The organism is Cryobacterium sp. MDB2-A-1 (assembly GCF_004402675.1).
In the GTDB taxonomy this organism is placed as follows: Bacteria; Actinomycetota; Actinomycetes; order Actinomycetales; family Microbacteriaceae; genus Cryobacterium; species Cryobacterium glucosi.
Map to the genome: position 1 here is coordinate 64,362 of NZ_SOFK01000024.1, position 25,112 is coordinate 89,473.

At 66.2% G+C, this 25,112-nt stretch carries 26 protein-coding genes and 1 riboswitch; of the genes, 18 read left to right on the top strand and 8 right to left on the bottom strand.

Annotated features, from left to right (window positions below; genetic code table 11):
• Positions 1–124: 124 nt before the first annotated feature.
• Positions 125–2,431, bottom strand: a complete 2,307-nt coding sequence (locus tag E3O39_RS07755; RefSeq protein ID WP_134450197.1) for a bifunctional diguanylate cyclase/phosphodiesterase — start codon at positions 2,429–2,431, stop codon at positions 125–127.
• Between the two features lie 367 nt (positions 2,432–2,798).
• Between E3O39_RS07755 and E3O39_RS19455 the strand changes: the two genes are divergently transcribed.
• From E3O39_RS19455 to E3O39_RS07780, 6 genes are all read left to right on the top strand, one after another.
• Positions 2,799–3,125 carry an MBL fold metallo-hydrolase gene (locus E3O39_RS19455; RefSeq protein WP_241985009.1) on the top strand — a complete coding sequence of 109 codons (327 nt, stop codon included), beginning with the start codon at positions 2,799–2,801 and terminating at the stop codon, positions 3,123–3,125.
• Between the two features lie 15 nt (positions 3,126–3,140).
• Positions 3,141–3,410: a hypothetical protein gene (locus tag E3O39_RS19460; protein ID WP_241985010.1), complete on the top strand. Its 270-nt coding sequence runs from the start codon at positions 3,141–3,143 to the stop codon at positions 3,408–3,410.
• Positions 3,411–3,750: 340 nt separating this feature from the next.
• Positions 3,751–4,902 (top strand): hypothetical protein, encoded by a 1,152-nt coding sequence (locus E3O39_RS07765; RefSeq protein WP_134450198.1) that lies wholly within the window; start codon positions 3,751–3,753, stop codon positions 4,900–4,902.
• Positions 4,899–7,559 (top strand): multicopper oxidase domain-containing protein, encoded by a 2,661-nt coding sequence (locus E3O39_RS07770; RefSeq protein WP_134450199.1) that lies wholly within the window; start codon positions 4,899–4,901, stop codon positions 7,557–7,559. The genes E3O39_RS07765 and E3O39_RS07770 overlap by 4 nt, the downstream gene beginning before the upstream one ends.
• A gap of 150 nt (positions 7,560–7,709) precedes the next feature.
• Positions 7,710–8,564 carry a hypothetical protein gene (locus E3O39_RS07775; RefSeq protein ID WP_134450200.1) on the top strand — a complete coding sequence of 285 codons (855 nt, stop codon included), beginning with the start codon at positions 7,710–7,712 and terminating at the stop codon, positions 8,562–8,564.
• A gap of 12 nt (positions 8,565–8,576) precedes the next feature.
• Complete coding sequence (locus tag E3O39_RS07780) at positions 8,577–8,963, top strand: LysM domain-containing protein (protein ID WP_166788252.1); 387 nt, start codon at positions 8,577–8,579, stop codon at positions 8,961–8,963.
• Between the two features lie 134 nt (positions 8,964–9,097).
• On the opposite strand, the gene E3O39_RS07785 is transcribed toward E3O39_RS07780, so the two are convergent.
• On the bottom strand, positions 9,098–9,424 hold the full coding sequence (locus E3O39_RS07785; RefSeq protein WP_134450272.1) for a multidrug efflux SMR transporter: 327 nt from the start codon (positions 9,422–9,424) through the stop codon (positions 9,098–9,100).
• A 12-nt stretch (positions 9,425–9,436) separates the two neighbouring features.
• A riboswitch (guanidine-III (ykkC-III) riboswitch) is annotated at positions 9,437–9,499 on the bottom strand.
• 157 nt (positions 9,500–9,656) lie between these two features.
• A complete protein-coding gene (locus E3O39_RS07790; protein ID WP_134450202.1) occupies positions 9,657–10,232 on the bottom strand; it encodes a TetR/AcrR family transcriptional regulator in 576 nt (191 codons plus the stop codon).
• Positions 10,233–10,355: 123 nt separating this feature from the next.
• Here E3O39_RS07790 and E3O39_RS07795 point away from each other — a divergent pair, with 123 nt between their 5' ends.
• Together E3O39_RS07795 and E3O39_RS07800 are read left to right on the top strand one after the other, a co-directional pair.
• The gene (locus E3O39_RS07795) at positions 10,356–10,973 is read left to right on the top strand and encodes an NADPH-dependent F420 reductase (protein WP_134450203.1); all 618 of its coding nucleotides are present in this window, start codon (positions 10,356–10,358) and stop codon (positions 10,971–10,973) included.
• Positions 10,974–11,099: 126 nt separating this feature from the next.
• Positions 11,100–11,990 carry an aldo/keto reductase gene (locus E3O39_RS07800; RefSeq protein ID WP_134450204.1) on the top strand — a complete coding sequence of 297 codons (891 nt, stop codon included), beginning with the start codon at positions 11,100–11,102 and terminating at the stop codon, positions 11,988–11,990.
• 111 nt (positions 11,991–12,101) lie between these two features.
• Here the strand turns inward: E3O39_RS07800 and E3O39_RS07805 are convergent, their stop codons facing one another.
• Entirely contained in the window at positions 12,102–14,108 is a 2,007-nt protein-coding gene (locus E3O39_RS07805) for an FAD-dependent oxidoreductase (protein WP_134450205.1), read from the bottom strand.
• A 118-nt stretch (positions 14,109–14,226) separates the two neighbouring features.
• On the opposite strand from E3O39_RS07805, the gene E3O39_RS07810 reads away from it, so the two are divergent.
• On the top strand, positions 14,227–14,712 hold the full coding sequence (locus E3O39_RS07810; RefSeq protein ID WP_198413405.1) for a MarR family winged helix-turn-helix transcriptional regulator: 486 nt from the start codon (positions 14,227–14,229) through the stop codon (positions 14,710–14,712).
• A gap of 95 nt (positions 14,713–14,807) precedes the next feature.
• On the opposite strand, the gene E3O39_RS07815 is transcribed toward E3O39_RS07810, so the two are convergent.
• Entirely contained in the window at positions 14,808–16,289 is a 1,482-nt protein-coding gene (locus E3O39_RS07815; protein WP_134450273.1) for a CitMHS family transporter, read from the bottom strand.
• 222 nt (positions 16,290–16,511) lie between these two features.
• Here E3O39_RS07815 and E3O39_RS07820 point away from each other — a divergent pair, with 222 nt between their 5' ends.
• The 3 genes from E3O39_RS07820 to E3O39_RS07830 all read left to right on the top strand — a co-directional run bounded on the left by E3O39_RS07820 (position 16,512) and on the right by E3O39_RS07830 (position 20,039).
• Entirely contained in the window at positions 16,512–18,185 is a 1,674-nt protein-coding gene (locus tag E3O39_RS07820; RefSeq protein WP_174774840.1) for a sensor histidine kinase, read from the top strand.
• The gene (locus E3O39_RS07825; protein WP_134450207.1) at positions 18,182–18,838 is read left to right on the top strand and encodes a response regulator; all 657 of its coding nucleotides are present in this window, start codon (positions 18,182–18,184) and stop codon (positions 18,836–18,838) included. Before E3O39_RS07820 ends, E3O39_RS07825 begins: the two co-directional genes overlap by 4 nt.
• A 247-nt stretch (positions 18,839–19,085) precedes the next feature.
• The gene (locus tag E3O39_RS07830; RefSeq protein ID WP_241985011.1) at positions 19,086–20,039 is read left to right on the top strand and encodes a patatin-like phospholipase family protein; all 954 of its coding nucleotides are present in this window, start codon (positions 19,086–19,088) and stop codon (positions 20,037–20,039) included.
• A gap of 27 nt (positions 20,040–20,066) precedes the next feature.
• Here E3O39_RS07830 and E3O39_RS07835 read toward each other — a convergent pair whose 3' ends face one another.
• On the bottom strand, positions 20,067–20,552 hold the full coding sequence (locus E3O39_RS07835; RefSeq protein ID WP_134450208.1) for a cupin domain-containing protein: 486 nt from the start codon (positions 20,550–20,552) through the stop codon (positions 20,067–20,069).
• Positions 20,553–20,807: 255 nt separating this feature from the next.
• Here E3O39_RS07835 and E3O39_RS18950 point away from each other — a divergent pair, with 255 nt between their 5' ends.
• Entirely contained in the window at positions 20,808–20,966 is a 159-nt protein-coding gene (locus tag E3O39_RS18950) for a hypothetical protein (protein ID WP_166787437.1), read from the top strand.
• 33 nt (positions 20,967–20,999) lie between these two features.
• Complete coding sequence (locus E3O39_RS19830; protein WP_323505066.1) at positions 21,000–21,167, top strand: macro domain-containing protein; 168 nt, start codon at positions 21,000–21,002, stop codon at positions 21,165–21,167.
• Here the strand turns inward: E3O39_RS19830 and E3O39_RS07845 are convergent.
• Both E3O39_RS07845 and E3O39_RS07850 read right to left on the bottom strand, forming a co-directional pair.
• Positions 21,140–21,505, bottom strand: coding sequence for an ATP-dependent DNA ligase (locus E3O39_RS07845; protein ID WP_134450209.1), 366 nt, complete (start codon positions 21,503–21,505; stop codon positions 21,140–21,142). The two genes, E3O39_RS19830 and E3O39_RS07845, sit on opposite strands and share 28 nt — an antisense overlap.
• A 143-nt stretch (positions 21,506–21,648) precedes the next feature.
• The gene (locus E3O39_RS07850) at positions 21,649–22,017 is read right to left on the bottom strand and encodes a hypothetical protein (protein WP_134450210.1); all 369 of its coding nucleotides are present in this window, start codon (positions 22,015–22,017) and stop codon (positions 21,649–21,651) included.
• Positions 22,018–22,350: 333 nt separating this feature from the next.
• Between E3O39_RS07850 and E3O39_RS07855 the strand changes: the two genes are divergently transcribed.
• The 4 genes from E3O39_RS07855 to E3O39_RS07870 all read left to right on the top strand — a co-directional run bounded on the left by E3O39_RS07855 (position 22,351) and on the right by E3O39_RS07870 (position 25,110).
• Positions 22,351–22,704 carry a helix-turn-helix transcriptional regulator gene (locus E3O39_RS07855; RefSeq protein ID WP_134450211.1) on the top strand — a complete coding sequence of 118 codons (354 nt, stop codon included), beginning with the start codon at positions 22,351–22,353 and terminating at the stop codon, positions 22,702–22,704.
• 14 nt (positions 22,705–22,718) lie between these two features.
• Positions 22,719–23,699: an SRPBCC family protein gene (locus E3O39_RS07860; protein ID WP_134450212.1), complete on the top strand. Its 981-nt coding sequence runs from the start codon at positions 22,719–22,721 to the stop codon at positions 23,697–23,699.
• 56 nt (positions 23,700–23,755) lie between these two features.
• On the top strand, positions 23,756–24,274 hold the full coding sequence (locus E3O39_RS07865; RefSeq protein ID WP_134450213.1) for an O-acetyl-ADP-ribose deacetylase: 519 nt from the start codon (positions 23,756–23,758) through the stop codon (positions 24,272–24,274).
• A gap of 128 nt (positions 24,275–24,402) precedes the next feature.
• Positions 24,403–25,110 carry a histidine phosphatase family protein gene (locus E3O39_RS07870; protein WP_134450214.1) on the top strand — a complete coding sequence of 236 codons (708 nt, stop codon included), beginning with the start codon at positions 24,403–24,405 and terminating at the stop codon, positions 25,108–25,110.
• Positions 25,111–25,112: the final 2 nt, after the last annotated feature.

Here is a 25,112-nt window from a genome sequence, read left to right on the forward strand (position 1 = left end):
CAGGTCGAGCCGCCGCGTGGTCTTCGGTCTACTATCGCGTCGAATGGGATCGCACGCGTGAGGCACAGGATACGAAGAGAGCGCGTATGCTGAGGAGCGGGTAGGCGAGACCCGTGGCGGAAGGTCAGTCGAGAGAAGGCAGCAGGCCAGTCATCTCAGTGAACTCGTCGGCGATGTCTCGGGCGCTGAGCCACAGGTCGAGCTCGGCGGCGGGGACGGGCCGGGACATGTAGTAGCCCTGGGCTTGATCGCAGCCGAGGCGGACGAGCTCGGTGTAAGCGGCCTTGGTCTCGACGCCTTCGGCAACCAGCCGCAGGCCGAGGCTGTGGGCCAGGTTAATCGTGGAGGCGACCAGTGCTGCAGCGCGGGCGTCGTCGACCATCGGGAAGACGAACGAGCGGTCCAGCTTGAGCTCGTCGAGGGGCAGATCGCGCAGGTAGGAGAGTGAGCTGTACCCGGTGCCGAAGTCGTCGATGGAGATCTGGATACCGCTGCTCCGCAGCCGGGTCAGGATGCTCCGGGCCCGGTCGCGGTCGGCCATCAGGAACTCCTCGGTGATCTCCAGCTGGAGGGCACCCGGCGGGAGGTTACGGACCGTCAGCATTGCTGCGACCTCGTCGGGCAGGCTGGTGTCGATCAGCGTGCTGCCCGAGAGGTTGACTGCGACCGTGAGGGGTCGGCCTTCGGCGTGCCACACCGCCGCCTGGTCCAGGGCGACCTGAAGGACGACCCGGGTCAGGGTCCGCATCAATCCTGATTCTTCGACCAAGGCCAGGAACGCGTCGGGGTAGAGCAGGCCTCGGGTGGGGTGATCCCAGCGCACCAGCGCCTCCACGTTGTGGACCTCGCCGGTGTCCAGGTCGATCTTGGGCTGGTAATGCACCACGAGCTGGTCGGTGGTCAGTGCGGTTCGCAGTTCCTCGACCGTCTTCAGCCGGGTGGTGGCGTCGGTGTCGTCGGCGGTGATGTAGACGTGCTGGCCACGGCCCGATGTTTTGGCCTTGTACATGGCGATATCGGCCGTGCGTAACAAGGAGCTCAGGTCCAGACCGTGGTCGGGGAAGAGCGCGATACCGACGCTGACACTGGTGTGCAGTGTGATGTCCTCCAGAGCGAATGGCTCGGCCAGCGCGGCGCGCAACTTGACGGTCACGTCAATGGCCTCGGCGTGGCCGGCATCCTCGAGCAGGACCGCGAACTCGTCGCCGCCCAGACGCGCCAGCAGGTCCCCAGGCCGCAGGTGCTCACGCAGGCGGGCGCCGACCTGGACCAGCAGCTGGTCTCCGGCGTGGTGGCCCAGGCTGTCGTTGACCTCTTTGAACTTATCCAGGTCGAGCATCAGCAGCGACTGGCGGCGACGCTCCGGGTCCACCAAGCGCGCGTGCCCCTCTACGTGGAGGGCCCGCCGGTTCGGGAGGCCTGTTAAGTCGTCCGTTGCAGAGGCAACGCGGCGCAGATGCGCCATCCACGCGACCTGACGGAAGGCGACCTGGGTGCGAGCTGTCGCCGCGACCAACGTCGCCCCCGCAAGAGCGACCGAAAGCGTTGACAAGGGCACCCGGCTGCTCACCAAGAGCACCCCTAGCCCTGCGGCGGTGGCCACCACCGGCACCATCAGTGCCGCCCTGCCGGTCGCTGGGCTCGTCTCGGGTACCGCGGCCGGATGAGTTCGCTCCATACCGTCGACCCACAATGCCAACAGGGCAAGTCCGATCGCCCAGGCCGCGGCTAGCGGCGTACCGCGCACATAGGTGTTGGCGTTCACCTGCAGCGCGTAGAGCACGTCCGCCGCGGCAAAGACCAGCAGGCCCACGAACAGCAACACCCACCGTCTTCCCAGCCGCCTGCCCCCCAAGGCGCCGATCCCGCCGATAGCGGCCACGAGCAGCAGATCGAAGAGTGGGAAGGAGATCGCCGTCACGGTGGCCAACCACGATGAACTGGTCAGGGCCGAGTCCAGCACCGGGCTCAGCGGAATCGCCAGCACCGCGGCTGCGCCGAGCGACCCCACCACGCAGTCCAGCCAGACCGACGATGCCAGCGTCCGCACGTGGCGGCGCACCGCAACGATCAGAGCGGCCAGCATCAGCAGGTAGAACAGCGAATACAGGACGTCGCCAACCGACGGGAACGGAATCGAGCCGGTCGTGGCCTCTACCCAGGCTCTGTAACAGTCACCAGCAACGTAGGCGGTCATCGCGGTCGCGGCGAGCAGAACCTCCGGGCGCCGAAGTCCGACCCTTCCGACAGCCATCCAGCACACTGCGACGGGTAACAGGTCCGTCAGCCCTACCGAGACGACAAGGACCGGCTCGAACCAGACGTCACCTGCCGGGCCCCATCCGCCCCAATGCACAGCCAGCCCGACCACGCTGGCGGCCAGGACCAGGACCATCGCCCACACCAGTCCGGTATGAATCCGCGCGCGCATCAGCGCCTCACCGGAATAGGCAGACTTGAGGTAGTACTCCGGACCAGGTCGCGTTCGCGAGGACAGACGCTCGAACGATCAACCACAGTCCCCCCTAGAACTCCCACCAATCTATCGACCCATTGAGTGACATTCCCCTCAAGAGGTGTCGACCCGAGGTCACCGCCCCAAACTGGGGGAGTCGCGAAGGTCGAGGCCTCCGCGCCCCCAGTCCACAGACACACGCTCACCTTGGCGAATGGTCCACTCAACTGGTCAATAAATGGCCCTTCACGCTGGACCGTAGAGCTTCTAGGTTGGGTGCTGTGAACGTCGGAATCTGGGCTGAACGAACGACAACATCCGCTACTCGCGAAGGAGACGCGTCATGAACGCCCCCATCACAATCACGCCCATTCATGTCGGTGACTTGACCGCAGAGGGGTACCCAATGCCCGTCTACGTGCACCTCATCGAACATCCCGATGCGAGGGTGCTCGTCGACACCGGTTTCACAGAGATCCACCCCGCAGCGGCCGATCTCGACCCTCGCCCCCACTCTCTCAAGGCGCAGGCATTCGACCTCGAGAGCGTCGATATCGTCATCAACACACACCTTCACTTCGACCACTGTGGCGGCAACCACCTCTTCCCCGGCACGCCCATCTACGTCCAGCGCCAGGAACTTGACGATGCCCGCACCGAAGACGACTAAACTATCCGAGAATGGGTGGACCCGCCCGGCGTGCACTATGTGCCCGTCGATGGAGAATTCGACGTGCTTCCCGGGATTCGCCTCCTTCCGGCGCCGGGCCACACCCGCGGCTCACAGATCGTTGTCGTCGATACCGGCGAGCGTCCGACAATCATCGCCGGAGACACCGCGGTGTGGTTCGGCGAGCTGGACAATCCCGAGACCGAAGGCCAGCGACTGATTCTCTCGCTGCATCCTGAACACGTCTGGATCACCCACGAGCACACGTCCTGGACCGCAAATTAGCGGGATCTCCGTGTGCGACCGCGTCATCGGTTTCGTCGTGTCGTTCGAGGGCCGCGAGTAGCAGCCAGCGCTCTGATGGCACGATCCTATTAAAAGGATGTTCGTCCTCTATAATGGCACTCTGGGGTCATTCGACCCGCCGAAGGAGAAGCCGTGACCGTCGAACCGATCATCCTGTCATCGGACCGTCGCCGTGCCGAACCTGCCGACCATGAAGCATCGGCCGAAGCACCCACGCGCGCCATCTGACCCCGACCCCAACCTGACCTGACCCACGCCGCCGATGACTACGCCGAGCCCTCTTCGCCGAACCGGCAGCGCTACGCGGGGCACCGGCCCGATGGAGCGGCCTCCTGTCACCGCCCGGCTGGTCTTCCTGCTCCTCGGGGGCATCGCCCTGCTCGCCGGACTCAACGGCGCGCTGCTCCTGCTCGGCCTCTGGGCGCCCGTCGACAGCACCCGACTCACGGAGGTGCACGGCCCGCTGATGGTGTTCGGCTTCGTCGGCACCGTCGTGGTGCTCGAGCGGGCCGTGGCCGTGCGCCGCAGGTGGGCCTATCTCTCGCCCGGCCTGCTCGGTGCCGGCGGCATCGCGCTCATCTCACCGCTGCCGGTGGTCGTGGGCCAGGCCGCCTTGGTCGCCGGCACCACCATGTTGCTGGCAATCTACGTCGAGATCTGGCGCAAGCAGGGCTCGGTCTCCACCGCCGTACAGGTGCTCGGCGCCCTGGCCGGGCTCATGGCCACGATCTTCTGGCTGCGCGGAATCGGCATCCCGCAGCTCGCACCGTTGCTCATCCTCTTCCTGGTGCTCACGATCGCCGGCGAACGCCTCGAACTGTCCCGCATCTCGCCCACCGTCAACCGGCGCGCCGAACAGTGGATGCTCGGCATCAGCCTCGCGCTCAGCTTCGGCTCGGTCGTCGCCCTGGTCTGGCCGATCGCCGGCTACCCCCTGCTCGGTGCCGGGATGCTGGCGCTGGTGGCCTGGCTGTTCCGGCACGACATCGCCACCCGCATGGTGCGCTCGGTCGGGTTACCCCGCTACATGGCCTGGTGCCTGCTGGCCGGGTATGGCTGGCTCGCCGTCGTGGGCGGCATCTGGTTGCTGCGGGGTCCGGTCTACTCCGGCCCCGGTTACGACGCCATGATGCACGCCGTGTTCCTGGGCTTCGTCATGTCGATGATCATGGCGCACGCTCCCACCATCCTGCCGGCCGTGCTGCGCCGGCCATTGCCGTATCGGCCGGTCATGTACTTGCCGGCGTCGCTGCTGCATGTGTCGCTGCTGGTGCGGGTACTCTTCGGCGACGCCTATGGCCGGCCGGTGCTGGTGCAGTGGGGCGGAGTGTTCAACATCGTCGCGGTGCTGCTGTTCGTGGCGATTGCCGCAGTCTCGGTTCTGCGCGGAACCACCGTGCCGCCCGTGCGGACGACACCGCGCAACACTGCGACCCCGTCAGCAGCGCCCCTGGGGAGGTCGCTGCTGTGAAAGACAAGCTCTGGCACATCGTCTCGGGCAGCCTGGTGCCCGCGTGGCTGGCTGCCGCGGTGATCCTCACCCTGCTGCACCGCCAACTGCCCTCGTCGGGCTGGCTGCTCGTGCACCTGCTGCTCCTCGGCGCGGTGAGCACGGCCATCCTGATCTGGAGCCAGCACTTCGCCGATACCCTGCTACGGCGCAAGGCCCTCGGCCATCGTCTCTCGCTCGGACTGCGGTTGAGTACGCACACCGTCGGCGCCATCGCGGTGATGACGGGCATTGTCATCGGCTGGTATCCGCTCGTGCTGGTCGGCGGCATCCTGGTGGGCCTGAACGCGTTGGCCCACGCCGCCGTCATCGTGGGTCAGACCCGGGGTGCGATGCCGGGCCGGTTCGCCCCGCTGGTGCGCTACTACGTGGCGAGCGCGGTGATGCTCGCCGCCGGCGTCACCCTGGGCATCCTGATGGCCCGGCTCGACGGGGGAGGCGAAGACTACGAACGCCTGTTCATCGGTCACCTCGCGTTCAACCTGCTCGGCTGGGTCGGCCTCACCGTGATCGGCACCATCGCACTGCTCTGGCCGACCGTCTTGCACACCCGCGTCGCGGGCGCGACAGTGGCAGCCGGCAGCACCTTGACGGTGCTGGCGGGTGGCCTGGTTCTCGTCGGGCTGGGCTGCCTTGCCGACCTGCGCCTCGTCGTTGCACTCGGTGTTCTGGTCTACCTGGTGGCCCTCGGCCGCGTGCTCTGGGAGGGTGTCGGGCACCTGCGCCGGGCGCCAGCTGTGACCTTCGCAGCCTGGAGCCTGGGCGCCGCGCAGATCTGGTTCGCGCTCTGCACCCTCGGGTTCGGTCTGCGCGTGGCGTCCGCCCCCAGCTGGACGGTCGCGGCCGCCGGCGTGGAAACACTGGTGCCGTACTTCGCGATCGGCTTCGCCGCCCAGATCCTGCTCGGCGCCCTCAGCCACCTCGTGCCCGTCGTGCTCGGTGGCGGCCCGGCCGCCCTCAAAGCCGCCGCCGCCGAGCTCGATCGCGGCGGCTTGTTCCGGGTCGTGGTCGTCAACGGCGCCCTCCTCCTGTCGCTGCTGCCGGTCTCCAGCACCCTCACCGTGGCGCTGTCGATGCTGATCGTGGCGACCCTGGCCAGCTTCCTGGTGCTGTTCACCCGGGCCCTCCGCGCCAACCGGCGGGTGCGCGCCCTGCCGCTCGTGCGCGTGGCGCCGGGCGAACGGCCGGTGCAGGGCCCGCGACCGCGCAGCACCGGGCGGATGCTCGCGGCCGCGAGCGTGCTGCTGCTCACGGTGACCGTGGGCATCGTTGTCGACCCGGCCTCGGTGGAACTGTCGGCGGTGTCGACCCAGGCCGCGGGCTCCTCTGGAACCGCTGCCGCGACCGGTCACACCACCACGGTCGCCGTGGACATGGTGCACACCCGCTTTGTGCCCGACCGCATCGAGGTGCCGCTCGGCGACGCACTTATGATCACCCTCACCAATAGCGACGACATGGCGCACAACCTGGTGCTGGAGTCCGGCCTTGTGTCGGGGTCACTTGACCCGGGCACCACCACGACCGTGGCCGTTGGCGTGATCGGCGCGAGCGTGGACGGCTGGTGCTCGATCGCCGGACACCGGCTGCTGGGCATGGAGATCAGCATCGTCGTGGTGGGCGACGCGGGCGCATCCGCCACCGGCGACAGCACCTCGATGGGCGGCATGGCGGGCATGTCCGCGGACGGCAGTCACACCGGCCAGGACGCGGCAGTGACCGGACCCTCCGCCGCCACCGACATCGACCCCACGGCCGTACCCGACGCGAATTTCGAGGCGCACGATGCCGTGCTGCCGCCCGCTCCCGACGCCACGGTGCATCGCCGTACCTTGGTCGTGCGCAATGTGGAAACCGAGGTGGCCCCCGGTGTCACCCAGATGCTCTGGACCTTCAACGGCACCGCGCCCGGCCCCACCCTGCGCGGCAGGGTGGGCGACGTGTTCGAAATCACCCTGGTGAACAAGGGCACGGTCGGGCACTCCATCGACTTCCACGCAGGCGCCGTCGCCCCCGACGCCGTGATGCGCACCATCCAGCCCGGTGAGAGCCTGGTCTACACGTTCACCGCCACCCGGTCGGGCATCTGGCTCTATCACTGCTCCACCATGCCCATGTCGGTGCACATCGCGAACGGCATGTTCGGTGCCGTGATCATCGACCCGCCCGGCCTGGCCGACGTAGACCGCGAGTACCTCCTGGTGCAGTCCGAGCTCTACCTCGGCGCGCAGGGCGGCGAGGTCGACGCCGTCAAGGTCAAGGCGCAGACCCCCGACCTGATGGTCTTCAACGGCTACGCCAACCAGTACGCCGCCCGTCCGCTTCCGGCCCGGGTCGGCGAGACCGTGCGGGTCTGGGTGCTGGATGCCGGCCCGAACGTGGGCAGCGCCTTCCACATCGTCGGCGGCCAGTTCCATACCGTCTATAAGGAGGGCGACTACCCGCTCAAGGACGGCGGCAGCACCGGGACGGGTGGCTCGCAAGTGCTCGATCTGGCCTCCGCGCAGGGTGGATTCGTGGAGCTGTCCTTCTCCGAGGCTGGGCACTATCCGTTCGTGAGCCACGTCATGTCGGACGCCGAGAAGGGCGCGCGCGGCATCTTTGAGGTGTTGCCGTGAGTGAGTCGCCGAACACCGTGACGCAGGCTGCGGGAACGCGACCATGCTGACACGTGATCGGCACAAGGCGCGTTGAAATTTTCTGACCCGATCAGGGGCAATTTGCCGTGAATTGCCCGCGGATGGCGTTCAATAGTCATGGGGGTGGTCATGAAGACTGCGGGGGAGTCCGATCTGGTTTTTTCGCGCGGGTCGAATAGTGCGGATCGCCGCGCGTCCGGGTTGCTGTTCGACCGTGTCCGCTCTTCGGAAGCGACGGCACCACCGTTCTCGGCACCTTCCGCGTCTCTCCCTGACGGCAGCATCCATCGGGTGCGCCCAACACTGAAGGTCCCGGCTCCGCGCGCGGCACGGGTGTCCTGGAAGGTCCTCGGCATTGCGCTCGTGCTCCTCGTGCTGAGCGGATGCGCCGCCGCGCCGGTCGCTCCACCGTCGGCCACGCCCATCCCGGCGCCCATCCCGCCCGTGATGACCGAGGCCGCCCGGCAGGAGCTGGCCGATCAGGCGCAAACTGCCTTGCGCGACGGATTCGTCGCCAGCTATCCGGACGTGGCCGTGCCGACGGCGACGCGGGAGAGGTTCCTGAGTCTGGAGGAAATCCCGTCGGTGATCGCCGCCTGCTTGACCGCCGCAGGAGTCCCTGCGGTCGCGAGCCCTGAGGGCGGCATCGAAACCTACGTGGCGCTCGGCGATGAGGAGCGTCATGCGATCGCGGACTACGTCTGCAATACCCGGTTTCCCAGCGACCCGAAGAACTCCGTTCCGCTGAACGAGTCGCAGGTCACCTACCTCTACCAGTACCAAACAACGGTCCTCATGCCGTGCCTGGAAGCCGCCCACATCCGGGTTGATCCGCCACCGACCCTGGAATCCTTCATGGCCAACTACACCGGCCAAGGCCCCGCAACCGTGACCTGGCAGCCCTATGCACACATCGACCAGGGGCCCCCCGATCAAGGCATCTACAAACAATGCCCACAAATGCCCGAACACCTCAGGGACTGAACACCCATGGCAATGGACGCCCACCGAATCATTGTGACCACCGCACTGACGCTCACGCTCGCGGCTGCACTCGCCGGGTGCGCAAGTTCGACAAGCATTAACGGCAGCACGCCTGCGTCGTCTCCGACAAGCACGCCCTCGCCGACGGCAACCTCGCACCTGTCGACGTACCCGACGCCGCGAGACCAAGGGCCGTTTGAGGGCGCAGAAGGGACCGCGACGACGGACAGTTCGGGCAAGATCATCTACACCGTCGTCAGTGGGGACTCCGCAAGCACGATCGCCACTCGCTTCGGCGTCTACCCCGAGCAGGTCGAGACCCTCGTCGGCGGCAAGGTCGGGATGTCCACCATCCATCCCGGCGACAAACTCCAATTCGGCACCCGCGGCTACACCTGATCGATCGTCAACGATGCCGCGCTCGACCCGTGGCACGAAACGGTGAGCCCAATGCGCTTCGAGGCGTTGGTTCCAGCCGTCGGGCACGGACATTCGCCGGTGAAAGCGAACGGCCGGGGTATCTGTTTTGAATGCTAGTGACCGGCGTCGCTCACGAGCTTCAGTCCGATCACGCAGCCGATCAGTCCCAGGAGGAGCACGATCTTGAGGATGCTGAGCGATTCGGTCCCGGTGACCATCGCGTAGACGACGGTCAGCGTCGCACCGATCCCGACCCAGACGGCATAGCCGGTCCCGATCGGGATCTCTCTCAGTGCGAAAGCGAGTCCCGCCATGCTTGCGATGATCCCCGCACCGAACACGAGGGTCGGGACGAGCTTTGTGAATCCCGCCGACTTGCCCAGGGCGGTTGCCCAGACGGCCTCGAGAACTCCGGAGAGGGACAGAACGATCCACGGCAACATGATGACTCCACTGGCAAGTCTTGTCGCGCACCGGGTACTTGGCCATCGTCCGGGAACCGTCAGGGGCTCTGCGGCCATTCTGCTTGAGCGCCCTGAGCAACGCCTGATCACCGCGCCAGGCCGGCGGTTTCACTGCCAGGACACGCGAGTCTCCACTCCCGTGTCCTCCGGAGCGTTGCCGCCGGTGACACCAAAGCTCGGACTGTCGTGCGTCGACGAGGATCGATGCTTATGCCGACGCCTTGGGGAGGGCGTCGTCGATGAGGACGACCGCGATGGCGGCCGCGGTGGCAAACGTGTCGGTGTTGAGGACTCGGCTGCGAGCCGAGGCACCGTCCAGGAGCAGTGCCAGTTGCTCGCCGAGCTGTTCGGGGTTGGTGGCGCCGCCCTCGCGGGCGGTATCAGCGAGCCGGGCGGCGAAGCCCTCTTTATAGGTGCGGGCGAAGACGCGTGCTGGATGGCCCGGGTCCTGGATTTCGACGGCAGCCCCGATGAACGGGCACAGGGGGGAGTGGATGTCGAAGATGGCGAGGAGTCGCTCGCGCGGCGTCAGGTCGGAGCGGTCGAAGACTTCGGGCAGGATGTCGGGATCGAAACGGCGCAGATACTCGGCGATGAGCTCGTCCTTGCCGTCGAAGTGCTGGTACAGCGTCCGCTTGGAGACCCCGGCCACCGCACAGAGTTGGTCAACGCCGGTGCAGTTGATGCCTTGATCGGGAAACAGTTGCTGGGACGCGCTGAGAAGGCGCTCTCGAGCGCCCCTGCCGCTCCGCAGGCCGCGCGGTCCCTTCTCCAACTCCGTCATAGTCCCTAGCGTAGCCCGTTGGTACCGATCGGTGTGCATAGCTTGACTCGCCGCGCATCAGCCCGTTAGGTTAGGTACTCAGATCGGTGTACATACATCGACGCGGCGATTGGAAGACACCTCATGACCACCATCAGCATCATCGGCTCGGGCAACATGGCGACCGCCATCGGCACACGGGCGGCGAAGCACGGCCACACCATCGAGTTCATGAGCCGCAACGCCGCCAAGGCGCAGGCTCTCGCCGAACAGATCGGCAACGGTGCCACCGTCGGCGCGTTCGGCGCACGGCCGACGGGGGACATCGTCATCGTGGCCGTCCTCTACGCCGGCGCCGTTGACGTGGTCGCGCACTACGGCGATGCGCTGGCCGGCAAGATCCTCGTCGACATCACCAACCCGTTCAACGCTGACGCCAGTGGAGTCGTGACGACCCCGGGTAACTCTGTGTCGCAGCAGATGGCAGCGGCCGCCCCCGAGGGCGCACATGTCGTGAAGGCATTCAACACGATCTTCGGCGGCGTCATTGCTGAGGACAAGGCCGTCGATGTGTTCTTCGCCGGCGACAGCGCCGGGGCGAAGGCAGAGGTCGCCGCGTTTGTGGAGAGCCTGGGCATGCGGCCCCTCGACGCAGGAGCGCTTGAGATGGCCCACGCCCTTGAATGGGCCGGCATCCTCCTGGTGGGCCTGGCCGCCCATGGCGCAGGCTTCGACATCGCCATGGGCGCGAAGGTCCTCTGACGATTCTCTCCAACCGCGTGCCCGGCAACGGTGGTGAGCAGGCCTCGCCGGGCAGCGGGCCGGGGTGGCACAGGGAGGTACTGAGCCACCCTCCCTCGTTGACGGGACCGCACGTAGCCTCGAAGCATGACTACTTCGTTCACCCTCAACAATGGCGTCGATATCCCCGCGGTAGGTCTCGGGGTCTTCCAGAGTTCCGCGGAGGACACCGCGGCCGCCGTCGAGACCGCGCTGCGTACCGGGTATCGCCACATCGACACGGCTGCCGCCTACATGAACGAGCGGCAGGTCGGCGAAGGACTGCGCAACTCGGGTGTCGATCGCGCCGAGGTCTTCGTCGAGACCAAGGTCTGGATCAGCCAGTACGGCTACGAGGAGACCCTGCACGCCTTCGACGTCGCGACCGGCAAGCTCGGCCTCGACTACCTCGACCTCTTGATCCTGCACCAGCCGGTCCCGCTGAGCTTCGACAAGACTCTCGAGGCCTACCGCGCGCTTGAGACCCTCCTCGCCGAGGGCAAGGTGCGGGCGATCGGCGTGAGCAATTTCAAGCCGGAACACCTCGATGCGCTCCTCGAGGCGCGCACCATCGTTCCTGCCGTCAACCAGATCGAACTGCACCCGTACTTCGTGCAGAAGGAGACCCAGGCGGCGGATGCTGCCCGCGGCATCCTGACCCAGGCCTGGTCTCCGATCGGCGGCATCAACTTCTACCCGGGCTGGGGCGACGGCACTGCGAAGAACCCGCTGCATGACCCGGTGATCGAGGCGATCGGAGCCGTGCACGGCAAGTCGGCGGCGCAGGTCATGATCCGCTGGCACGTCCAGCAGGGGCGCAGTGCCATCCCGAAGTCGATCACGCCGTCCCGCATCGTCGAGAATTTCGATGTCTTCGATTTCGAACTGACGGATGCCGAACTCGCGGCGATCGACGGGCTCGACCTCGGCATCCGCCGCGGCCCCGAACCCGACACCCGCCGCATCGACGAGAACCGCTTCGTGATTCCGGAGGCGTGAACACGATGGCGATCAGCGAACAGGCACAGATGACGCGCTCGTCACCGCACAAATCACGGTGAAGGCCCCGCACCCACGCTCACGCGGGATGGGGGCCTCCACCGATGACGATCAGATGTTCTTCGTGACCTCATAGGCATTCCAGATGGCGTACATGATGCTGGAGACCTCGCCGGCATCTCCGATCAGGTGCAATTCGGGACCGGAGAAGCGCAGCTCCTCGTACAGTGAGCGCTCCGAGACGTAGCCGACGGCCACAACTGCCGAATCCGCCATCAGGACCGTCTCCTCGTTGGTCTCGCGGTCCTTGATGACGAAGCCGCCATCGCGGGCGCCGGTCACCATGCTGTTCACGACCAGGTCGACGTTCTTGAACGCGATGAGGTCCCGGATCATGTCGGAGTTCGCGGTGCAGAGTGGGCCACCGAGCTGCAGGATGTCCGGCTGGTATTCAACCAGAGTGACCTTCTTGCCCAGGCCCTCCAGCCACAAGGCCAGCTCGCAACCAACGAGGCCTCCACCGATGATCACGGCAGATTCGCCGACGTCTTCTTTCAGGAGCAGGACGTCTTCCGCCGTGAAGACCCTGTCGGAGCCCTCGAGGGTCATGCGCTTGGGCTTGGAGCCCGTGGCGATGATGACACAGTCGTAGTCGCCGGCCTCAACCTGTTCCTGGGTCACGGTGGTGTTGTAGTGAACGGGGATGTCCATGGTCACCAGTTCGTTGGTGTACCACCGGGCCAGAGCGAGGTCGTCTTCCTTGAAGTCAGGCGCTCCGCCGGGAATGAGGTTGCCGCCGAGGTGATCGGACTTCTCGAACACGTCGACGACGTGGCCGCGCAGGTGGAGGTTGCGGGCTGCTTCGCAACCGGCGACCCCGCCGCCGACCACCAGGATCTTCTTCTTGGTGACCGCGGGCTCGAGGGCGTAGGTCTTCTCGCGACCGGCGGCCGGATTCACGGCGCAGGAGATCGACGTGAAGTGCTGCAGACGGCCCATGCAGGCCTCCTGGCAGGACAGGCACGGGCGGACCGTGTTGTACTTGCCCGCACGGATCTTGTTGGGGATGTCGGGGTCGGCGAGGAGCGGGCGGGCCATGCCGATGAAGTCGGTCTGCTTGTTCCGGATGGCGTCCGAGGCGAGGTCGGGATCTTCCATTCGTCCGGCTGTGATCACGGGGATGTCGACGTGGCGCTTGAGGATTTCGTTGTATGGCAGGTAGAGGCCCTTGGCCTGGTACATCGGCGGGTGGGTCCAGTACCAGGAATCGTAGGTGCCGACATCCGCGTTGAGGCAGTCGTAGCCGGCAGCCTCCATGGCCTTGGCCGTCTCGATGCCTTCTTCGATGTCGCGGCCTTTTTCCTCGAATTCCTCCCCGGGGAGTCCGCCCTGGCGCCAGTCCTTGATCATCGACTTGAGGCCGAAGCGCAGGGAGACCGGGTAGTCCGCGCCGCAGGTCTTCTTGATCTCCTGAACGATCTCCGTCGCGAATCGGAGGCGATTCTCCAGCGATCCGCCGTACTGATCGGTGCGGTGATTGAAGAAGGAGATCGCGAACTGGTCGAGCAGGTAGCCCTCGTGGAGGGCATGGATCTCGACACCGTCGAACCCGGCTTTCTTGCAGACCAGGGCGGCCTCACCGAACTTCCTGACGATGTAGTGGATCTCGTCAACGGTCATCTCGCGACAGACCACTCCGTCTATCCAGCGGTGGGGGATGGGTGATGGAGCAATGGCCGTCTTACCCAGAATGGAGGGAATCGACACGCGGCCGAAGCCTCCGGTCAGCTGGCAGAAGAATTTGGCGCCGTATGCGTGCACACGCTCGGTCATCTGCTTCGCGTTCTGCATGAAGTGGTTCGGGTTCAATGTGGCGCAGGGGAGGGAGGGCAGGGAGCAGACCTCGACCTCGTTCTCGACCATCGTCGTACCCGTAATGATGAGACCGGCGCCACCCTTGGCTCGCTCCACGTAATAGTCCGCGGCACGCTCCGTGTAGGCGCCCTGTTCGTCGCAGAATCCGCCGGGGCCCATCGGCTCCATCACATAGCGGTTCTTAATCTCCAGGTTCCTAATTTTCAGGGGTTCGAATAGAACGCGGTATTTTTCTTCAAGCATCGTCAGGGCCTTCTCTCAGGGCGATTTCGGAAACGGTCGCTTCCCGAAATTCGCGTTAAACTGAGATTGCCACAAACCTATGTTTGTGGCAAACCTACATCGATACCGGAGGCTGTCCGTGAGCGAGATCGCGACCGAACTCACCCGATTGCTCGGGCCTTTGCGTCGGGAGATGTCCCGGGCGACCCGGGCCGCCGAAGACTTGCCGGACATCCCCGAAGCGCAGATTGAACTGTTGCGAGTTCTCGTCGCCTCCGGCCCGGTCAATACCCGTGACGCCGCGATCGCTCTCCGCATCGCTCGCCCGACCGTCAGCAACCTCGTGAAAGCCATGACGGCGGCTGGATTGGTTGAGCGCGCCTCGACCGGGGACCTCCGCTCAGCGATACTCGTCGCGACGCCCCACGCGAGGGACATGCTCTACCGGTTCGACCGGACGAGCACGGCGACCGTGGCCGCGGCCATCGACATGCTCTCGCCCGCCGAACAAGACGTTCTGGCGTCCGCGATTCCCGTACTCAACAGATTGCGCGATTTGTTTGAACACGCCGCCCGACCGGCCCCATCGGCTTCCGATGCATCCGGTGACCCACTGAGGACTTGAGCCCGGTCTCAGTTTCGAATCCCGTCGGCCCGACCACGAGTCCCGGAAACGCAAAGGTCTCCGGGACTCTCTGGCTGTCCGGGTTGTAACCGCGTTCAGCCGAACGGGACGGCGCCGACAAGCACTCCGACGACCAGCATCACAAGCGAGATCACGCAGGCTCGCCAGAGCACTTTCCTGTGGTGGTCGCCGAGGTTGACGCCTGCAAGAGAGACGAGCAGAAGAATGGCCGGTACCAGCGGGCTCTGCAGGTGAACGGGCTGACCGATGATCGAGGCGCGGGCCATCTCGACCGGGGAGATCCCGTAGGTTGCTGCGCTCTCGGCGAGCACGGGAAGAATGCCGAAGTAGAACGCGTCGTTGGACATGAAGAAGGTCATCGGAATGGAGAGCACTCCGGTGATGACCGCGAGGAACTCGCCCATCGATGCCGGCACGACCTGGACAACCCAGTCGGCCATCGCCGTGACCATCCCGGTACCGTTCAGCACTCCGACCAGGACGCCCGCGGCGAGCACCATCGAGACGACGCCGACGATGCTGGGCGCGTGCGCGACGATCTCGTCGGCCTGGCTGCGGAGCTTCGGAAAGTTGATCACGAGCGCCACGCCGGTGCCCACCATGAAGATATAGGCCAAGGGCATGACATCGAGCACGAGCAGCATCATGACGGCGACGGTGAGCGCGAGGTTCACCCAAATGAGTCTGGGCCGCAGCGTCGGACGATCCGCCCGCATCATCGTGTCGGCCATCATCGTGTCGTGATCTTCGGCGTCGAGCACCTTCTGTTCGGCCAGGGCCGTGTGACCCACCGGCACACGCTGGCCCGGCCGCACCGTCACGATGCCGGTCGTCGACAGGGTTGCCGCTGCACCCGGACTGACCTCCGTGCCGCGCACGACGCGGTTGCCGCCGAAGAAGCCGCGCGAGAAGCCGGGCGACGCCAGCGGGGCGGCATTCGCCTGCGCAGCCTGTGAGTATTCGAGCGACCCGATGCGCTTGCGTTCGCCGAGCCCGAGGAACCAGGCGAACGCCAGTGCAATGATGACTCCCGTCGCAAGAGACGGCAGCATCGGCACGAAGATGTCGGTCGGCGACACGCCGAGTGCCGAGGCCGCCCGCACGGTGGGGCCACCCCACGGCACGATGTTGAGCGTGCCGTTCATCAGGCCTGCAACGCAGGTGAGTACGACCGGACTCATGCCCAGACGCAGGTAGATCGGCAGCATCGCTGAGGTCGTGATGATGAAGGTCGTCGACCCGTCGCCGTCGAGCGACACCGCGCCGGCCAGGATCGCTGTGCCGAGGACGACCTTGGCCGGGTCGTTGCCGAGGAAGCGGGTGATGAACCGGATGAGGGGATCGAACAGCCCGACATCGATCATGATGCCGAAGAACATGATCGCGAACATGAGGAGCGCCGCCGTCGGGGCCAGGTCCCCGATCGACTCGATGATCATGTCGCCGAGGCCCAGGCCGGCACCGGCGAAGAGGCCGAAGATCGTGGGGACGAGAATGAGGGCGACCATCGGCGTGAGCCGCCTGGTCATGATGAGCACCATGAAGGTGAGGATCATGGTGCATCCGAGGATGACGAGCACATCGACTCCTTTGTCTATGTCTGAATGGTGCAGCCGAGCCAGGCGGATCCCGATCGGCAGTCACTGCCGAGGCGTATGACGAATGGCCTGAAGCTTAGGCAGACCGATGACGAAGCATCCGGTATCTCCCTTTGCTGCACGTATTGCGCATATGGTTGGTTGTGCGCATTCTGCTCAATGCGCCGCAAGGGGACGGAGATGCGGTTCTCGACGCAGATGCTGCTGCTGCAACTCGCCTGCGTGAGCGCGGTCGTCGTGATCTGCACCGGCGTGTTCGTCTGGATCGGCGTGCAACAGCTCCGGGCCGAGGCCGAGGCGTCGGCGCTGTCGATCGCCCGCACGGTCGCCGCCGACTCCGATGTGCGCGAGGGTATCGCCCGCGCTTCTGCAGACGTCGGCACGCCGACGAACGCGGGCCTCCGCGGCGGACCGCTGTCAACCCTCGCCGCGGCGGCAGAAGCCAATACCGGTGCACTGTTCATCGTGATCACCGACGATCACGGAATCCGATTCGCACACCCCGAGCCTCAGCTGCTCGGAGCGGTGGTGAGCACAGAGTTCGCCGAGGCTCTGGCTGGACGCGAGACGGTGTCGTGGGAATCGGGCACCCTCGGCGAGTCAGCTCGCGCAAAAGTTCCTGTCCGCGATCCCACCACCGGCGCGCCGGTGGGTGACGTGAGCGTTGGATTCGCTCCGAGCAGTGTCTTCAAGGAGCTTCCCCTGCTGCTGGGGGGCGTCGCGCTGGCTGCCGCCGTTGCCCTCGCACTGGGCGCTGTCGTGTCGTTCGTCATTCGCCGCCGCCTCGAGCGACTCACCCTCGGCCTGCAGCCCGAGGAACTGGCCGCGCTGGTCCAGAATCAGGCGGCGGTGCTCGACGGCGTCGGGGACGGAGTGCTCGCATCCGGACCGGACGGCGTCGTGACCGTCGCCAACGCGACGGCCGCGCGATTGCTCGGCATCTCGGACCTGGTCGGACGGCGCATCCGCGACCTCGAATTGCCGGGGCCGGTGGTCGCAGCTCTGGCCGGTGAGCCGAAGCCACCGTCTCGGGGAAAGCGGGGAACGGATGCCGCCGATCCGGTCGTAATCGCCAACCATGTCGTCTACATCGACACTCACGTGGTGTCGCGGGCGAATCGGGACCTGGGCCTGATCGCGGTGATCCGCGACCGCACCGACATCGTGAGTCTCACGGACCGCCTGGAAACCGTGGCGTCGATGACCGACGCACTTCGGGTGCAGCGTCACGAGTTCGCAAACCGCCTGCACGTGACGGCCGGTCTGATGGATGCGGGCCGCGTGTCCGACGCTCGGGGCTACCTCGACGACGTGCTTCAGGCGTCACGCACCCCCGGCGGTCCGTTCGCCGGCGAGCACCTGACCGAGCCCTTCCTGGTGTCGCTGGTGGAAGCCAAGGCCGCTCAGGCCGGTGAGCGTGGAGTCCGCCTGTCGGTGGGTCTGGACTCACTGGTGCGCGGGGTCGTCTCTGCGCCCGAGGATGTGGCCACCGTGCTCGCCAACCTCATTGAGAACGCAGTGAGTGCGGCCGTGTGCGGTCAGCAGCCGGGTTGGGTGGAGGTGGAGCTGCTCGACGACGGCGACACGCTCGTCATGACCGTGGCCGACTCCGGGCAGGGCGTGCCCAACGGGGCACGCGTGTTCAGTGATGTGCGGAGCACGGATCTGGACCCGGACGCGGTGCATGGGCGGGGCATCGGCCTTCCGCTCGTGCGCGAGATCGCGGCGCGCCTCGGCGGAGAGGTGTGGCTGGTCGACGCCGGAGGCCGGGAAGGACACGGTGCCGTGTTCTGCGCCCGGCTGCCCGGGGTTATGGGGGAGCAGGCACGCCCACTACAAGGAGAAGAACAATGACCGATCCGATTTCCGTCCTCGTCGTCGACGACGACTTCCACGTCGGCGGCCTTCATCGCGATATCGTCGATGCGTGTACCGGCTACACCGCTTTTGAGCCGGTTCGGGGAGTGCGGGCCGCGCGCGCGGCGGTGCGGGATTTGTCTCCCGACCTCGTCATCTGCGACGTCTACCTTCCCGACGGCGACGGGATCGCCTTCATTGCGGAGATCGACGTGGACGCGTTCATGATCAGTGCGGCGTCGGATGGCGCCACCGTGCGCCGTGCCCTCCGCGCCGGCGCGCTGGACTACCTCATCAAACCGTTCGAACCCGCGCGGTTGAGCGAACGGCTGGGGGCATATCGCCGGTTCCGCACCCTGGTCGCCGAGGACCGCCAACTCGACCAGGATTCCATCGACAGGGCCCAGCGGGTGCTGCACGGGCGGGATGGTGGAGTCGCGTCGGTGTCGCGGTCCACGACCGAGAAGTTGCTCATCGAACTGCTCCAGGACGGGGAATCGTCCGCAAGCCTGATTGCCGGCCGTGCCGGTCTGTCGCGCGCGACGGCGCAGCGGCACCTTGCCGCCCTGGCAACCCGCGGTGATGTCGACGTGACCCTTCGTTACGGTTCGACCGGTCGCCCCGAGCACCGATACAGCGTTCGACGCTGAGCGTCGGGTTCTCAGGCGCATGCGGCGGGCCCGATGCGACAGGACCGGCGCCGCATGATCTCCCAGGAGGCTCATCGGTTGGCTCGCCGACCCCGAACCGGTAGAGTTCCCCTGAACGTGACACGATCTGAGGAGGTGAGCCCGATGCACACACTGTCCACTCTGGGCGCTCCTTTCGAGTTCACGATCGCGCGACTGACGTAGCCGTCGCGGGGAGCGCTTCGCGCACTCTCAGAAAGCTACGACTATGAATCAACACCGTTTGCACAATGCGGAGCCGATCTCACGCGACGTCTCCCCGCGCCCTTCCCGCACGGCCCTGGTCCTCGGTGGCGGCGGATCGACGGGTAACGCGTGGCTGATCGGGGTCATCGCCGGCCTGTACGAGGCCGGTCTCGACGTGACCGACGCCGATCTCATCATCGGGACCTCGGCCGGAGCGACAGCTGCGGCTCAGTTCACGGGCGCGAACCCCACTGACCTCCTGGCGCCCACTCTGGTCGCCGTGCCCGTGCCCGTGTCTGCGCAGCGCACCGCCCCGGCCGGTTCGGACGGCCATCGCGCTCAGGGTGGTCCGGTGACCGATCACCTGGAACGTCGGCGCCGCATCATCGCCGCCGCCGAGGACGCGGCCGACATGCGCCGCAGAATGGGTGCAGTTGCGCTCGACCTGGCTGCGGCATCGGACCCGGCGGTGCAGGCCCGGTGGCGCGCCACCGTCGCCTCGCGCCTGCCCAGCCACGACTGGCCCGAACGAAGGGTGCAGATCACCGCGGTCAATGCGGATACCGGTGCGCCGGTGGTGTTCGACCGGCACAGCGGGGTCGATCTGGTGGACGCCGTGGCCGCCAGCTGTGCCAGTGGCTTCGCCTACGGTATCGGCGGCGGTCGATATATCGACGGCGGCTACCGGTCCAACGCCGAGAACGCCGATCTGGCTGCCGGGTACGAGCGAGTGCTGGTGCTGTCACCGTTCGGCGGCAGGGCACTGACGCCGGTGGAGTGGGGCCTGCATCTTGCAACCCAGGTCGACGCGCTGCGCGCAGGCGGCAGCCGCGTCGAAACGATCTTCCCCGAGAGCAACGCCGAATACCTGTTCGGCGCCAGGGCGATGGACGTCTCGTTGCGCCCGTCCGCCGCCCAGGCCGGATTCAACCAAGGCCGGGTCCGTGCGGAGGGGCTTACCGAGTTCTGGCGCTGAAGGAAGCCGCCTCAGGGCTCAGGAGAGCTACGAGGAGCTTGCTTCCTCGTCGGGTCGGGACGAGGCGGGTTGCTGTGTCCAGGCGGGCGGTGTGTCCGTTCCAGCCTTTTCGTCGGCCGCGGCTTCGGCGGCCGTCTTGTGGATATTCCCGGCGGCGTGGTGGACCGGTGCGTAGATGACGTAGAGGTTCATGGGTCCGTCACCGATATTGGTGACGTTGTGCCAGGTGCCCGCGGGGACGAGGATGCACCACCCGTCAGAAACGTCCTGCTCGAAAACGAGGTTGTCTTTCTCCGGCCCCATCTGTGCCCTCCCGGCGCCCGCATCGAGGCGCAGGAACTGGTCGGTGTCGGGGTGCATTTCAAGTCCGATGGATTCTCCGGCAGGGATGCACATCAGGGTGACCTGCAAATACTTGCCGCTCCAGGCTACTGTTCGATAGTTCGTGTTCTCGGTGGTGGCGGTTTCCAGGTCGAAAGAGTCCGGGTGGGGGCCGATGTCGCTGCGAGTCATGGTGGGGGTTCCTTTTTCTCGGGGGCTTACCCCCAGTCTCGTTGAATCGACTGTGGTTGGCTACCGTTCAGAGTCGTCACGGGTATGTGCGCGGAGCTGTGGAGGTTGGACGAACGGTGGGACGCCGCTCCTCCGCCGTCGATGCCCGCGCGTAGGCTGGATCATGGCATCGTGTGCCGCATCACTCACACACACTTCGCTGGTTGCCCCAGACCCCGGCAGCTCCGTTTTTCTCGCAAGTCAAGGGAGCAAAAAATGAATCTCTTTGTCATCGTCGCCATCATCGCGGTTGTCTTGCTTGTGGTGGGTGGTTTCGTTCAAGCCCTCCAGTTCCTGCTCTGGGTTGGTGCTGTCCTCCTGATTATCGCGATCATCGGGTGGGTCCTTCGCGCCGTCAGGGGAAGCAACCGCTGATCCGGGTGACCGACCCGGCCCGCTAGTCGGGCGATCGACCACCCGGAGCAGCTCGCGTCATGTTGCGTCGAGTCGCTCCGGGTGGCCGACGAAGTCGGTGCCCGCCGGGTAGCCTTCCCCGCGGTGAGCACGCAGCCCAGCGCTTGGACCGTCTTACTCAGCCAGGGGACGGGTCACGGGCGAGGGTGCGGGTGTCGCTGATGTAACTGCCTCGACTCGGCGTCACCAGGAGCAGCGGCCGCAGCCGGTTCTGCGACTATGCGCAGGCCGGCCGGCGTGTTGGAAAGGCCGACCAATTGCTCCAACCAGGCCCGGTTCAGGTGCGGTTCCTGACTGCCGGCGAATTCGAATTGGAGCGGTACGGCCGGGTTGAGCCAGATTGAACTGCGACCGCTTCCCGATTCCGGCGACTTCTCCCAGGAGAACGTGAAGCTCTCGCCGCGGCGCAGCTTCGCGATGATCACGACCTTCAGGTGAGCCAGGGTGCGATCGTCAATCTCTACCGACATGGCCGGGGTTCCGTAAATGAATTTACCCACGGGAAACCTCGTTTGATCGGGAGAATGGGAATACATCGACGACAGGGCGGAGGTGAGGGCAACAGCGCTTGGGTGGACGATTATTCTGACCATAGGCCGAAGCGGCCGCGGTGCATATTGAGAAACCCCGGTCTTCTCCTGATTCAGGTCGTGGCGCCCTGCCCCAGTCCGCCATCGATGTCCAGGATTGCCCGATTGAAGTCTTCCGCCCCCGTTTCGGCGGCGGGGGACGGCTCGGTCACGGCGACCGGTCTGCTGGTCGGAAAGACCGGAACGGGAAAAAGCTCGCCTTCGTCGACGGTTGGCAAGTTCTCGGCATCGGCCACCTCGAATTGGCTTGCCGGACCGAACAGGAACGTGTGCGTAGTCGTAGCCCCGTTCGTCTCACGAACGGGTATGTCCACGGTCAGGCTCCCCGCGCCCGGATCCAGGTGCGTCGCGAAATCCAGTAGGGCCGCTGTAACGGCATCACCGGTGACAATGGACCCGCCTGCGTACGTGATGCGCTTCATGACACGAATATAGCGGGGCCGGCGTTGGAATCGTCCTGAACGTGACACGATCTGAGGAGGTGAGCCCGATGCACGCACCGTCCACTCTGCGTGCTCCTTTCGCGTTCGCGATCGCGCGGCTGACGTAGCCGTCGCGGGAAGCGCGCCGAACACCTGCTCGGCGCCGCGAAGCGGTGCGGCTCGAGTTCAACAGTCCACCCTGCGACGAGCCGTTCCAAGGCATCATCGATCCGGTACTCCGCGTCAACACCATAGTGAGCCGTTCCGAAACCGGTCAAGGCGAGCGCGGTGATCGCTTGCGCGATTCGTTGTGGCTGGGTATCGTACAATCAAATGGTTGTATCAGAGCTTTCTGAACAGGATGTGAACCGCCTCTTCCGCGCCCTCGCAGACGCGACGAGGCGGGATATCGTGCGCCGCACGCTGGTCACCGACATCTCGGTGTCGCAGTTGGCGGACTCCTACGAGATGTCCTTCGCGGCCGTCCAGAAACACATTGCCGTGCTGGAGGAGGCCCATCTCGTGACGAAGGCAGCGCGGGGCCGTGAGCGGATGGTACGGGGAAACCTTGATCGCATCCGTCAGGCCCAGCGCCTGCTCGACCACTTCGAGGAGCTCTGGCGTTCGCGCATCGACCGCCTCGACAGCCTGCTCGCGGAAGACTCTCCGGCTACACCTGACACCTAACCGAAAGGATCATCATGCCCGTCACCTCCGTCGAGAAAGACCTCGACCAGCTCACGATCACGATCGTCGCCGACTTCCCTGTGCCCCTCCGCCGGCTCTGGGATGCGTACACGGATCCACGCCAGATCGAACGGTTCTGGGGCCCGCCGACCTATCCGGCCACGTTCTACCGGCACGACGCTCTGACCGGGGGACGCAGCGTGTATGCGATGACCGGGCCGGAGGGCGATACGCACTACGGCTGCTGGGACTGGACCTCGACCGATGCTCCCCACGCGTTTGAAGTGCTTGACAGCTTCTCGGATGCGGCGGGTGTGCCCAACGCCGACCACCCCACCACCCGAATGGACTTCGCTTTCGAGGAGACGCCCGGCGGCAGTCGCCTGAAGACGACGTCGTACTTCGGCTCCCTCGACCAGATGCAGCAGCTCATCGAGATGGGAATGCTCGAAGGCACCCGCCAGGCGATGGCCCAGATCGACCAGGTGCTGGCCGACCTGGCGTCATACGCCGCCGACCATCTGGCGGAGGCGCAGATCCTCAGCGACACCCAGGTGCGGGTGGCACGGGTGATCCGCGGCACCGTCGACCAGGTGTGGCGGGCCCACAACGATGCCGCCCTCATGAAGCGGTGGCTCCTGGGACCGGATGGTTGGTCGATGCCCGTCTGTGAGATCGCAGCAGCCGTCGGTGACAGCTACCGCTACGAGTGGCAGCGGGACGGCGGCGAGGAGCGATTCGGCTTCACCGGTGAGCTCCTCGAGTCGGTCGAACCGCACCGCGCGGTCACGACCGAGGCGATGATCGGGATGGACTTCCCGGCAACGCTCAACGAGCTGACCCTCACGGAAGTCGAGGGCGGAACCCTGCTCTCACTCGTCATCACCTACGCCAATGCGGAGCAGCGTGACGCGGTGCTTGCTACGGGCATGACCGGCGGAATGGAGACCAGCTACCAGCGCCTCGAGGGGCTGTTGCAGCCGACGTTGGCCTAGCTCCAGCCGTATCAGCCTCGTGCGTCGCCCGTGCACGCGGTTGGTAACGTCGGATCATGGCACTCATCGAGCTGGTCCGAGGCGACATCACGGCGCTGCCCGCGGACGCGATCGTCAACGCGGCGAATCACACGCTGCTCGGGGGCGGGGGAGTGGACGGCGCGATTCACCGGGCCGGAGGCCCGAGCATCCTTGCGGAATGTCGCCGGTTGCGTGCCACGACGCTGCCGGACGGGCTGCCGACCGGTGCCGCCGTCGCGACTACGGCGGGGCTCCTCCCCGCCCGGTGGGTCATCCACACCGTCGGCCCGATATGGGCGAAGACCCTCGACCAATCGGACCTGCTCGCCTCCTGCTACGTCGAGTCGCTGCGGGTCGCCGACGAACTCGGCGCCCACCACGTGACCTTTCCTGCGGTGAGCGCCGGCGTCTACGGGTGGCCGATGGACGACGCGGCGCGTATCGCCGTCGAGACGGTGGCCGCGAGCTCCACGGCCGTGGATGTCGTCACGTTCGTGCTGTTCAACGCTCACGCGATCGACGCGTTCCGGTCGGCACTGGCCCGGCTGCGCTGAGAAGAGTCGGCGACAGGCCGAGAGCCAGCCGGCACCTCATCCTCGCATCACAGCGGGGAGGGCACTCCGCACGCATCGGCGCCCGATGGGTTCGGCGACTCGGGCCGCCGACTCCCTAGGCTGTACGCATGGCCACAGTCATCCTCGTGCGGCACGGCCGCACCACCGCGAATGCCGACGGACTCCTGGCAGGGCGATCTCTCGGGGTCGGACTCGACGCGATCGGGCGCACCCAGGCCGCGAGCGCCGGCGAGCGGCTCTCCGTCGTGCCTCTGGTCGGCGTGGTCTCGAGCCCCCTGCAGCGATGCCGGGAGACCTCCCGGCTGATCCTCGACCTGCAGGGCGGCACTCCCTCGACTCCCGTTGACGAGGACATCACCGAGTGCGACTACGGCGACTGGCAGGGCCGCACCCTGATCGACCTCGCCCAGGAGCCCCTGTGGCCGGTGGTGCAGGCGCACCCCTCTGCGGTCGTCTTTCCCGGCGGCGAATCGATGGCCGCCATGCAGGCGCGGTCGGTCGCGGCCATCCGGCGCCATGATGCGATCTTCGAAGCCGAGCATGGTCCCGGTGCGGTGTGGGTCGCGGTGAGCCACGGCGACATCATCAAGTCCGTCCTCGCCGACGCACTCGGGATGCACCTGGACCTGTTCCAGCGGATCAACGTCGGACCAGCATCCGTCTCGATCGTGCGCTACGGGCCCCATCGCCCGAGTGTCCACGCCATCAACACCGACGCAGGCGACCTGTCCTGGCTGGCGGCGGCCGGCCCGGTGGCCGATGCGCCGGTCGGCGGTGGGGCCGGCACTGAGCGGCCGCAGGAAACCGGAGCCTAAAA

Bases quoted from the DNA above. Each gene is read 5' to 3' on its own strand.
- E3O39_RS07825 (WP_134450207.1), top strand. From the start codon at position 18,182: ATGACCGATCCGATTTCCGTCCTCGTCGTCGACGACGACTTCCACGTC.
- E3O39_RS07820 (WP_174774840.1), top strand. From the start codon at position 16,512: ATGCGGTTCTCGACGCAGATGCTGCTGCTGCAACTCGCCTGCGTGAGC.
- E3O39_RS07860 (WP_134450212.1), top strand. From the start codon at position 22,719: ATGCCCGTCACCTCCGTCGAGAAAGACCTCGACCAGCTCACGATCACG.
- E3O39_RS07765 (WP_134450198.1), top strand. From the start codon at position 3,751: ATGGAGCGGCCTCCTGTCACCGCCCGGCTGGTCTTCCTGCTCCTCGGG.
- E3O39_RS07835 (WP_134450208.1), bottom strand. From the start codon at position 20,552: ATGACTCGCAGCGACATCGGCCCCCACCCGGACTCTTTCGACCTGGAA.
- E3O39_RS07815 (WP_134450273.1), bottom strand. From the start codon at position 16,289: ATGATCCTCACCTTCATGGTGCTCATCATGACCAGGCGGCTCACGCCG.
- E3O39_RS07855 (WP_134450211.1), top strand. From the start codon at position 22,351: ATGGTTGTATCAGAGCTTTCTGAACAGGATGTGAACCGCCTCTTCCGC.
- E3O39_RS07795 (WP_134450203.1), top strand. From the start codon at position 10,356: ATGACCACCATCAGCATCATCGGCTCGGGCAACATGGCGACCGCCATC.
- E3O39_RS07755 (WP_134450197.1), bottom strand. From the start codon at position 2,431: ATGCGCGCGCGGATTCATACCGGACTGGTGTGGGCGATGGTCCTGGTC.
- E3O39_RS07865 (WP_134450213.1), top strand. From the start codon at position 23,756: ATGGCACTCATCGAGCTGGTCCGAGGCGACATCACGGCGCTGCCCGCG.
- E3O39_RS07870 (WP_134450214.1), top strand. From the start codon at position 24,403: ATGGCCACAGTCATCCTCGTGCGGCACGGCCGCACCACCGCGAATGCC.
- E3O39_RS07805 (WP_134450205.1), bottom strand. From the start codon at position 14,108: ATGCTTGAAGAAAAATACCGCGTTCTATTCGAACCCCTGAAAATTAGG.
- E3O39_RS07790 (WP_134450202.1), bottom strand. From the start codon at position 10,232: ATGACGGAGTTGGAGAAGGGACCGCGCGGCCTGCGGAGCGGCAGGGGC.
- E3O39_RS07800 (WP_134450204.1), top strand. From the start codon at position 11,100: ATGACTACTTCGTTCACCCTCAACAATGGCGTCGATATCCCCGCGGTA.
- E3O39_RS19455 (WP_241985009.1), top strand. From the start codon at position 2,799: ATGAACGCCCCCATCACAATCACGCCCATTCATGTCGGTGACTTGACC.
- E3O39_RS07830 (WP_241985011.1), top strand. From the start codon at position 19,086: ATGAATCAACACCGTTTGCACAATGCGGAGCCGATCTCACGCGACGTC.
- E3O39_RS18950 (WP_166787437.1), top strand. From the start codon at position 20,808: ATGAATCTCTTTGTCATCGTCGCCATCATCGCGGTTGTCTTGCTTGTG.
- E3O39_RS07775 (WP_134450200.1), top strand. From the start codon at position 7,710: ATGAAGACTGCGGGGGAGTCCGATCTGGTTTTTTCGCGCGGGTCGAAT.
- E3O39_RS07850 (WP_134450210.1), bottom strand. From the start codon at position 22,017: ATGAAGCGCATCACGTACGCAGGCGGGTCCATTGTCACCGGTGATGCC.
- E3O39_RS07780 (WP_166788252.1), top strand. From the start codon at position 8,577: ATGGACGCCCACCGAATCATTGTGACCACCGCACTGACGCTCACGCTC.